This window comes from Planosporangium mesophilum (assembly GCF_016863255.1).
Classification (GTDB): domain Bacteria; phylum Actinomycetota; class Actinomycetes; order Mycobacteriales; family Micromonosporaceae; genus Planosporangium; species Planosporangium mesophilum.
The window spans coordinates 262,490-271,781 of record NZ_BOON01000005.1 but is presented as its reverse complement, the minus strand read 5'-3'; the positions used below and the strand labels follow the sequence as shown (position 1 = coordinate 271,781).

The window sequence follows — 9,292 nt, the reverse complement described above, 5'->3', positions numbered from 1 at the left end:
CAGGCCGAGCCCGCCAAGCAGGCCGAGCCCGCCAAGCAGGCCGAGCCTGCCAAGGAGGCCGAGGCCACCGCCGTGATCAGGCCGACCGGGAGCGCGTCGGTGCCGGTCACCGGCGAGGCGAGCGCCCCGGCGGTGTCGGGCGGGCAGCGGCCGCGCGCTCTCGTACCGGCGCTGGGGCGCCGGCCGTGGCTGCTCGCCGCCGCTGCCGTACTGGCGCTGCTCCTCGTCGCCGGGGCGGTCACGCTGTGGCCCGACTCCGGATCCAACAGGGCGCAGAACCCGCCCGCCCCGACGCCGACCGCGGGTGCGACCGGCGGCGCCGCGACGCCGTCCGGCGGGTCGTCCCCCGGCGGTGCCGCGCCGGCGCCGGCTACGTCGGCTGCGCCGGAGCAGCCCGCGCCGGCCACCCCGGTGATTCCCGCCGGCTGGCACCTTCACAACGACCCGACGGGCTTCAGCGTCGCCGTGCCGGACGGTTGGTCGATCTCGCACGAGGGCACGATGATCTACTTCCGGGACGGTGCCGGCCGGGCGCTCGGCATCGACCAGACCAACGACCCGAACATGGATCCGGTCAAGGACTGGCAGGACCAGGAGCAGCAGCGGGCGAACAATCCCAGGTGGTACCCCGCCTACCAGCGCATCCGGATCGAGCCGGTGCAGTACTTCGTCGCCTGCGCCGACTGGGAGTTCGTCTACGACCAGAGCGGCACCCGTACGCACGTGATCAACCGTGGGTTCGTGACCTCGGACCACCAGGCGTACGCGATCTGGTGGGCCACGCCGGACTCCCGCTGGCAGGAGAGCCTGCAGTACTTCCAGATCATCACGGCGTCGTTCAAGCCGAAGCCCTGAGAGGGTCCGCCGACCCCCTCAGGGCTTCACCCGCTCACAGCGGGATGTTGCCGTGCTTCTTCGGCGGCAGCGTCTCGCGCTTCGTCCGCAGTACCCGCAGGCCCTTGATGATGTGCGCCCGCGTACCCGACGGCGCGATGACCGCGTCCACGTACCCGCGCTCCGCCGCCACGTACGGGTTGGCCAGGGTGTCCTCGTACTCCTGGACCAGCTCGGCCCGCATCGCCACCGGGTCCTCGGCGTCCTTGAGCTCGGACCGGTACAGGATGTTGACCGCTCCCTGCGCGCCCATGACGGCGATCTGCGCGGTCGGCCAGGCGAAGTTGAGGTCGGCGCCGAGGTGCTTGGAGCCCATGACGTCGTACGCCCCGCCGTACGCCTTGCGGGTGATGACGGTGACCTTGGGGACCGTGGCCTCCGCGTACGCGTAGATCAGCTTGGCGCCCCGGCGGATGATGCCGTCCCACTCCTGGCCGGTGCCGGGCAGGAAGCCGGGCACGTCGACGAAGGTCAGGATCGGCAGGTTGAACGCGTCACAGGTACGTACGAACCGGGCCGCCTTCTCCGAGGCCGCGATGTCCAGGCAGCCGGCGAAGTGCATGGGCTGGTTGGCCACGACGCCGACCGGTCGGCCTTCGACGCGGCCGAAGCCGACCACGATGTTCTGCGCGTACAGCGGCTGCACCTCGAGGAAGTCGTCGACGACCGACTCGATCACGGTGTGCATGTCGTACGGCTGGTTGGCAGAGTCGGGGATGATCGTGTCGAGCGCCAGATCCTCCTCCGTCACCTCCAGGTCGGCCGCCTCGTCGACCACCGGCGGCTCGTCGAGGTTGTTCGACGGCAGGTACGACAGCAGCGCCTTGACGTACTCGATCGCGTCGTCCTCATCGGACGCCATGTAGTGCGCGTTGCCGCTCTTGCTGTTGTGGGTACGCGCCCCGCCCAGGTCCTCCATGGCGACGTCTTCGCCGGTGACGGTCTTGATGACGTCCGGGCCGGTGATGAACATGTGGCTGGTCTGGTCGACCATCACGGTGAAGTCGGTCACCGCGGGTGAGTAGACCGCGCCACCGGCGCAGGGGCCCATGATCAGTGAGATCTGGGGGATCACGCCGGAGGCACGCACGTTGCGGAAGAAGATCTCGCCGTACAGGCCGAGGGAGACCACGCCCTCCTGGATGCGGGCTCCACCGGAGTCGTTGATGCCGATGATGGGGCAGCCGGTCTTCATCGCCAGGTCCATGACCTTGACGATCTTCTCGCCGAAGACCTCCCCGAGCGACCCGCCGAAGACGGTGAAGTCCTGGGCGAATACGCACACCTGCCGCCCGTCGACCGTGCCGTACCCGGTGACGACGCCGTCACCGTACGGTCTGGTCTGCTCCAGGCCGAAGTTGGTGCTGCGGTGTCTGGCGAACTCGTCCAGCTCCACGAACGAGCCCTCGTCCAGCAGCATCTCGATCCGCTCGCGCGCGGTCTTCTTCCCGCGCGCGTGCTGCTTCTCGACGGCCCGGGCGGATCCTGCGTGCACCGCCTCTTCGATGCGCCGGTTGAGGTCGGCGACCTTGCCGGCGGTGGTGTGGATGTCAGCGGTCAGCTCTGCGGTCACGTCGCGATCGTAACTAGTGCCCGGACCGGCGCGCTGTGATGTACACCAGCGATACGCCATTGACATACCGACGGAGCCGGCCACCTAGGCTGTCGGGGTGGGAGAAGGGCCGTACAGCGACCTCGAGCGCCCGCCGCTGCGCGAGGCGGCGCTGCGCCGGGCCCTGCTGGTACCCGACGGCCTCTGGACCGACGTACGGGTGGTGGCCGAGACGGGCTCCACCAACTCCGACGTCGCGGTGCTCGCCCGCAGCGGTACGCCGGAGGGGCTGGTGCTCGTCGCGGAGCGCCAGGCGTCCGGGCGGGGCCGGCTCGGGCGGGTCTGGTCCTCACCGCCGCGCGCCGGCCTCACCCTGAGCGTGCTGCTGCGCCCGTCCGACGTCGACCCCACCCGCTTCGGCTGGCTGCCGCTGCTCACGGGCGCCGCGCTGGTCGAGGCGGTCCGCCGGATCGCCGAGGTGGACGCGGTCCTCAAGTGGCCGAACGACCTCATGATCGATGAGCGGAAGTGCGCCGGGATCCTGGCCGAGGTGATCCCGCCGCCGCCCGGCGCGACCACGGGGTCGGCCGTGGTGATCGGGGTCGGGCTGAACACCACGCTGCGCGAACATGAGCTTCCCCGCCCGGACGCCACGTCGCTGGCCCTCGCCGGCGCGGCCTGTACCGACCGGGCCCCGATCCTCAACGCGTTCCTGCGCTCGCTCGCGGACTGGTACGGCCGGTGGCGCGCGGCAGGCGGCGATCCGGACACGAGTGGCCTGCGCGAGTCGTACGCGTTCCACTGCGCGACGCTGGGCCGCGACGTGCGAGTCCAGCTGCCCGACGGCTCTGAGCTGCGCGGACGCGCCGACGGGGTGGACGCCGACGGTCGCATCGTGGTCGACGGCAGGGTCCTGGCCGCCGCCGACGTGACACACCTGCGAAGCGACCGAAGCGGCTGACAAGAAGCGATCGGCCCAGCTGACCGAGAGCGATCGAGGCCGCTCACTACCCGTGCGCTCCGGTACCCACTAACCTCGCTCCGAATTCGCGATGGATTTCTAGGAGGCTGGGGTGGGTTTTCCGGAGAGTGTGCTCACCAGTGACGAGCAGGTGGTCGCCCACCTGCACCCGCATTGGAAGGCGCTGATCCGCCCGATATTCGTGGCACTGGTCGCGATCGCGGCGGTGGTCGTGGCGGCGGTTTTCCTGCCGGCCACCTGGTCGATGGTGGGGCTGTACATAGTCGGCGCGCTGGCGCTTCTGGCCGTCATCACGCTGGCGTTCTGGCCGTGGCTGGTATGGCGTACGACGCACTACGTTCTCACGAACGAGCGGGTGATCCTGCGTACCGGCGTCTTCTCGCGCTCCGGCCGGGACATCCCGCTCGGCCGGGTCAACGACGTGTCGTTCTCGCACGGCATCGTCGACCGGATGCTGGGCTGCGGCACGCTGACCATCGAGTCGGCGGGGGAGCGAGGTCAGGTCGTGCTGACCGACATCCCGCGGGTGGAGAAGACCCAGAGCACGCTGTACGAGCTGGTCGAGGCCGACCGGGCCAAGCACACCTTCGACGACGAGGATCGGGACGCGATCGTCAAGAAGATCGAGGGTTGATCTCCGCGGTCCTGGACACCTGGCCGGCCGATGGGCCGGTCAGGTGTCCAGGATCTGCGCGAGCCGGGCGGACTCGTCGGCCTCGACCGGCGGGCGGTGTCCGGGTACCGGCACCGGCATGCCCTCGGCGGGAGCGATGGCCGGCGCGGGCTCGGGAGCCACCACCTTCGTGGTCGCCGGCTCGTCCTTGAACACGAAGGTGCGGTACGTCCAGAACCGGAACAGCGTCGCGGCGCAGATGCACACGGTGGTGGTGATGTTGAACGCCAGCCGATCCTGCCGCTCGCTCATCCCGAAGCCGTACTTGAGCAGGCCGGTGCCGGCCGACTGCATCAACAGCCCGACCATGTTGACCGCGAAGAACAACGTGTACTCGCGGCGCATGGCGCGACGGGGCCGGTCCTTGTAGGTCCAGTGCCGGTTGGCCAGGTACGCCAGGTACGTCGTCACCAGCGTGGCAATGATCGTCGCCTTCACGGCACCGATGAAGATCAGCGCGTTGAAGATCAGAAAGTAGAGAACCAGATTGCCAAGGCCGATGGCGGCGAAGGCTATGGCTTCAGGCGCCACGTGCTGCAAGCGCTGTGGCAGAAATCGGACGAGGCGCACCACGTCACCTTACGTCACGCGTCAAGGGGTCGTGTCGGGCGTCATTATCGGAGCTCGTCAACTTATTTGTCATCAACTCCGGCGCCGCTGCGATTACGCTGTGTGTCCGAAATACGAACCTGCGGTAAGACCAGAAGCGGAAAAGTGTGCCACCGGCCATACCGACCACGTTGGCGCTGATCACATCGGCAAGCTGGGTGGTGAACACCGGCCACACCCGTCCCAGGACGTAGTGGCTGATCCCCAGGCACCCCAGACCGATACCCAGTCCGACGACGTTGAACACGAAGTAGAGGACGTACTCCCGATGAAGACCGGAGCGGGCCCGGTCGCGCCAGGTCCAGTACCGGTTGCCGACGAACGCCGCGGTCGCGGCGACCGCGGTCGAGAGGGTCTTGGCCAGTAGCGGGTTGACCCCGGCGGACAGCGCGAGGTTGAGGATCGTGGTGTCCAGCACGTACGTGACGGCGCCCACCGTCCCGAACTTCCCCAGCTCGTGGACGAGTCCTCCGAGGCGGGCGCGAAGGGCGCGCAGCCCGCGGGGCTGCGTCCCCGGGGATACGTAGGATCCGGTGGCTGGCTGGTCGGGTTGTACGCGAGATGCGCCGGACACCGGCCGAGCGTACGACACCCTCCGCCGTCCCGAGTGTCCGACGACGCGATCACCCTCCCGCCGTACATCGATCTACTTCGATGGATTTGATCGGGCGGTTCGGGCGCCCCAGCGGGTGGCTCGGCGCCATTCCTTTGAACTATTGCGTGAAACTGCTTAATGACGGGGATTAACGCGCCGCAGTGCGCGCGACCCCGGAAAATTTCGATTGCTTGTGCAGTTTTTCACAAGGCACCGCGATGCTCCGGCCTGCCAGGCGGTTTAACCTGAGGTCAACTTCCCGTACCCAATTCTTCGCATCGGACCGTCGCCTCCCGTGGTCACCGGTGCCCTATTCGGGTACGTGGGCAGAGTCGACCGCAAGGAGATGAGTGATGAGCGCTCCGGCCACCGTCCCGGGGCTCGACCGGGCCCCGACCTCCCACCCCCGACTGCTGCGCTGGGTTCGCGAGGTAGCCGAGCTGACGACTCCCGACCGGGTGGTCTGGTGTGACGGCTCCGACGCGGAGTGGCAGCGCCTGACCGACGAACTGGTCGAGGCCGGCACCCTGGTACGCCTCAACGACGAACGCAAGCCGAACTCGTTCTGGGCCCGCACGGACCCGTCGGACGTGGCCCGGGTCGAGGAGCGGACGTTCATCTGCTCGGTTGACGAGGCCGACGCCGGACCGACCAACAACTGGATGGCCCCGGCCGAGATGAAGCGCACCATGACCGAGCTGTACCGGGGGTGCATGCGCGGTCGCACGATGTACGTCATCCCGTTCTGTATGGGCCCCCTCAACGCCGAGAGCCCGATGTTCGGCGTCGAGCTCACCGACAGCCCGTACGTCGTCGCGAGCATGAAGATCATGACCCGGATGGGCACCAAGGTGCTCGAGGTCATGGGCGACGACGTCGACTTCGTGCCGGCGCTGCACTCGATCGGCGCGCCGCTGGAGCCCGGCCAGTCCGACGTCGCCTGGCCGTGCAGCGAGACCAAGTACATCTCGCACTTCCCGGAGACCCGCGAGATCTGGAGCTACGGCTCCGGGTACGGCGGCAACTCGCTGCTGGGCAAGAAGTGCTACTCACTGCGCATCGCCAGCGTGATGGCCCGCGACGAGGGCTGGCTCGCCGAGCACATGCTCATCCTCAAGCTCACCAGCCCCGAGGAGAAGGTCTACTACGTCGCGGCGGCGTTCCCGAGCGCCTGCGGCAAGACCAACCTCGCCATGCTGGAGCCCACCATCCCGGGCTGGAAGGTCGAGACGCTCGGCGACGACATCGCCTGGATGCGGTTCGGCTCCGACGGCCGGCTGTACGCGGTCAACCCGGAGTACGGACTGTTCGGCGTCGCTCCCGGTACCGACTGGAAGACCAACCCCAACGCCATGCGCACCCTCGACCAGGGCAACTCGGTCTTCACCAACGTCGCGCTGACCGACGACGGTGACATCTGGTGGGAGGGCATGGGCGAGCCGCCGGCGCACCTGACCGACTGGAAGGGCCGCGACTGGACGCCCGACTCGGGCGAACTGTCGTCGCACCCGAACAGCCGCTTCTGCACCCCGATCACGCAGTGCCCGATCCTCGCCGACGAGTACGAGGACCCGAAGGGCGTGCCGATCTCCGCGATCCTGTTCGGCGGGCGCCGCAAGACCACGATCCCGCTGGTGACCGAGGCCCGCGACTGGACGCACGGCGTGTACATGGGCGCCACCCTGTCGTCGGAGACCACCGCCGCCGCGGTCGGCCAGGTCGGCGTGGTCCGCCGCGACCCGATGGCGATGCTGCCGTTCATCGGCTACCACGGCGGCGACTACTTCGCGCACTGGATCGAGATGGGCAAGGGCGCCGACGGAGCCGGCGACCCGTCGCTGCTTCCGAAGATCTTCTACGTCAACTGGTTCCGCCGTGGCGACGACGGCCGCTTCCTGTGGCCGGGCTTCGGGGAGAACTCCCGCGTCCTGAAGTGGGTCGTGGAGCGCCTGGAGGGCCGGGGCGGGGCGGTGGAGACCCCGATCGGCTACGTGCCGACGCCGGACGCCATCGACGTGGACGGGCTGGACATGCCCGCCGACGACCTCGCCGAGGTGCTGAGGGTCGACGCCGAGGAGTGGAAGGGCGAGGTGCCGCAGGTCACCGAGTGGTTCGAGAAGTTCGGCGACAAGCTTCCCGGCGTACTCTGGGCTGAGTTGGACGCGCTGAAAGCTCGTCTCGGCATGGACTAGCCGCGAGCATCTGCGGCCGTGACAGGCGTCCGGCGCGTCGCGAAGGCGACGTGTCGGACGCCTGTTCACTTCGTGGTGGGGGCTCGTGTTCGTAAGGGAAGGTGGCTACTCTGCTCGCCGTGGGCCTGCGTGACCTGATCTACTCCCTGTACGAACGTCGCCTGGCGGCCAAGCTGGTCGGCACGCCACACCCCCGACACGTCGGGGTGATGTGCGACGGCAACCGGCGATGGGCTCGGGAGATGGGCTACATCGACCCCAACGACGGCCACCGGGTCGGCGCCGCCCGCATCCGCGAACTGCTGCGCTGGTGCGACCAGGCGGGGGTCGAGCACGTCACGCTGTGGCTGCTGTCCACCGACAACCTGAGCCGGCCGGCGAGCGAGCTGGACCCGCTGCTGGAGATCATCGAGAACCTCGCCACCGAGCTGGCCGAGGACGGTAACCCGTGGCGGCTGCACATGGTCGGGGCGGTGGACGTGCTGCCCGCGTCGCTCGTCGCGGCGCTCAAGGCCGCCGAGGAGCGCACCATCGACCGTACCGGCGGGGTGCAGGTCAACATCGCGGTCGGGTACGGGGGCCGCCGGGAGATCGCCGACGCGGTCCGCTCGCTGCTGTTCGAGGCGGCGAAGGCCGGCAAGTCGATGGAGGAGCTGGCCGAGACGCTCGAGGTCGACGACATCGCCGAGCACCTGTACACGAAGGGCCAGCCAGACCCCGACCTGCTCATCCGTACCAGCGGGGAGCAGCGGCTGTCGGGCTTCATGCTGTGGCAGAGCGCGCACTCGGAGTACTACTTCTGCGACGCGTACTGGCCGGGCTTCCGCCGGGTCGACTTCCTGCGGGCGCTGCGCGAGTACGCCAACCGCCAGCGCCGCTTCGGCGCCTGACCCTCTCCGCGATCTTGGACACCTAGCGGGGCTGTCGCACCGTCAGGTGTCCAAGATCGCGGACGGTTCAGAGTGCCGTGACTGCCTTCTGCAGGAACGGGGGCACCGCCGAGGGGCCCTCGAGGTGCAGATCGGCGGCGGCGGCCACCTCGGCGCCCGTCTCCGGGTTGCGGACGGCCACCCGTACGCCCAGGAAGTCGGGGTGCGTGGTGCGGCGGTCGGCCAGCGCCCGGAACGCGGCCAGGTCGCCGAGGTCGTCCCCGAAGTACCAGGCGCAGGAGAACCCCTCGATCTCCTCGGCCACGACGCTGCCCTTGTCCCGCTGAACCGACGGCTTCAGCTCGATCACCATCCGGCCCTCCTGCTCGCGCAGGCCGTGCCGGCCGGCCTGCTCCTGCGCCCAGGCGTGGACGGTGTCGCGCAGTTCCGGGGCCGAGCGGTAGTGCAGCGCCACCGACAGCCGCTTGTACTCCACCAGGACGTCGTCGGGCAGTTCCCGCTCCGCCCGGCGGGCCAGCTCGGCGATCACATCGGCGTAGGGCAGCGCCGGCGGGTAGGTGACGGTCTCGCCCGCCCCGTACTGGCTCTCCAGTCCGTACAGGCCGTGGAGCGTCAGCGGTACTCCTGGAAAGCGGCTGCGCAGGAAGTCCACCGGTCGGGCGGAGACCAGGCTCACCCGCTTCACCCGGGCGGCGAGGTCGGTGATGGCCCCCAGGACGCCCGGCGCCAGCTGTACGGCGTCCGGATCGTCCTGGATCGGTGCCAGGGTGCCGTCGAAGTCGAAGAAGAACACGCATCTGTCCGCGCGAGCCGCGGTGGTCGAGAGCGCCTCGGCCAGTGACAGGTCGCAGGGATCATCGGCCGTTTCGAGGGGGGGGCATACCACTCAGCGTAGAGGTGCATAT

At 69.0% G+C, this 9,292-nt stretch carries 9 protein-coding genes; 5 read left to right on the top strand and 4 right to left on the bottom strand.

Annotated features, from left to right (window positions below; genetic code table 11):
• The coding region (locus tag Pme01_RS03755; protein ID WP_505868387.1) for a serine/threonine kinase C-terminal domain-containing protein at positions 1–855 on the top strand (855 nt) is incomplete at its 5' end.
• A 34-nt stretch (positions 856–889) separates the two neighbouring features.
• Here Pme01_RS03755 and Pme01_RS03750 read toward each other — a convergent pair.
• Positions 890–2,527 (bottom strand): acyl-CoA carboxylase subunit beta, encoded by a 1,638-nt coding sequence (locus Pme01_RS03750; protein WP_168112648.1) that lies wholly within the window; start codon positions 2,525–2,527, stop codon positions 890–892.
• A 37-nt stretch (positions 2,528–2,564) separates the two neighbouring features.
• On the opposite strand from Pme01_RS03750, the gene Pme01_RS03745 reads away from it, so the two are divergent.
• Both Pme01_RS03745 and Pme01_RS03740 read left to right on the top strand, forming a co-directional pair.
• The gene (locus Pme01_RS03745) at positions 2,565–3,407 is read left to right on the top strand and encodes a biotin--[acetyl-CoA-carboxylase] ligase (RefSeq protein WP_168112649.1); all 843 of its coding nucleotides are present in this window, start codon (positions 2,565–2,567) and stop codon (positions 3,405–3,407) included.
• 112 nt (positions 3,408–3,519) lie between these two features.
• Complete coding sequence (locus Pme01_RS03740; protein WP_168112650.1) at positions 3,520–4,062, top strand: PH domain-containing protein; 543 nt, start codon at positions 3,520–3,522, stop codon at positions 4,060–4,062.
• 39 nt (positions 4,063–4,101) lie between these two features.
• Here the strand turns inward: Pme01_RS03740 and Pme01_RS03735 are convergent, their stop codons facing one another.
• A complete protein-coding gene (locus Pme01_RS03735; protein ID WP_168112651.1) occupies positions 4,102–4,632 on the bottom strand; it encodes a GtrA family protein in 531 nt (176 codons plus the stop codon).
• Between the two features lie 43 nt (positions 4,633–4,675).
• On the bottom strand, positions 4,676–5,146 hold the full coding sequence (locus Pme01_RS03730) for a GtrA family protein (protein WP_275408491.1): 471 nt from the start codon (positions 5,144–5,146) through the stop codon (positions 4,676–4,678).
• A 512-nt stretch (positions 5,147–5,658) separates the two neighbouring features.
• Here Pme01_RS03730 and Pme01_RS03725 point away from each other — a divergent pair.
• The gene (locus Pme01_RS03725; protein WP_168112653.1) at positions 5,659–7,497 is read left to right on the top strand and encodes a phosphoenolpyruvate carboxykinase (GTP); all 1,839 of its coding nucleotides are present in this window, start codon (positions 5,659–5,661) and stop codon (positions 7,495–7,497) included.
• A gap of 119 nt (positions 7,498–7,616) precedes the next feature.
• On the top strand, positions 7,617–8,387 hold the full coding sequence (locus tag Pme01_RS03720; RefSeq protein ID WP_168112654.1) for an isoprenyl transferase: 771 nt from the start codon (positions 7,617–7,619) through the stop codon (positions 8,385–8,387).
• A gap of 67 nt (positions 8,388–8,454) precedes the next feature.
• Here Pme01_RS03720 and otsB read toward each other — a convergent pair whose 3' ends face one another.
• Positions 8,455–9,273 carry a trehalose-phosphatase gene (gene otsB, locus Pme01_RS03715; protein WP_373315443.1) on the bottom strand — a complete coding sequence of 273 codons (819 nt, stop codon included), beginning with the start codon at positions 9,271–9,273 and terminating at the stop codon, positions 8,455–8,457.
• Between the last annotated feature and the right edge of the window lie 19 nt (positions 9,274–9,292).

What these genes read in the sequence shown, in the direction of transcription:
- Pme01_RS03750 (WP_168112648.1), bottom strand. Translation starts at nt 2,527, where the DNA reads ATGGCGTATCGCTGGTGTACATCACAGCGCGCCGGTCCGGGCACTAGT.
- Pme01_RS03725 (WP_168112653.1), top strand. Translation starts at nt 5,659, where the DNA reads ATGAGCGCTCCGGCCACCGTCCCGGGGCTCGACCGGGCCCCGACCTCC.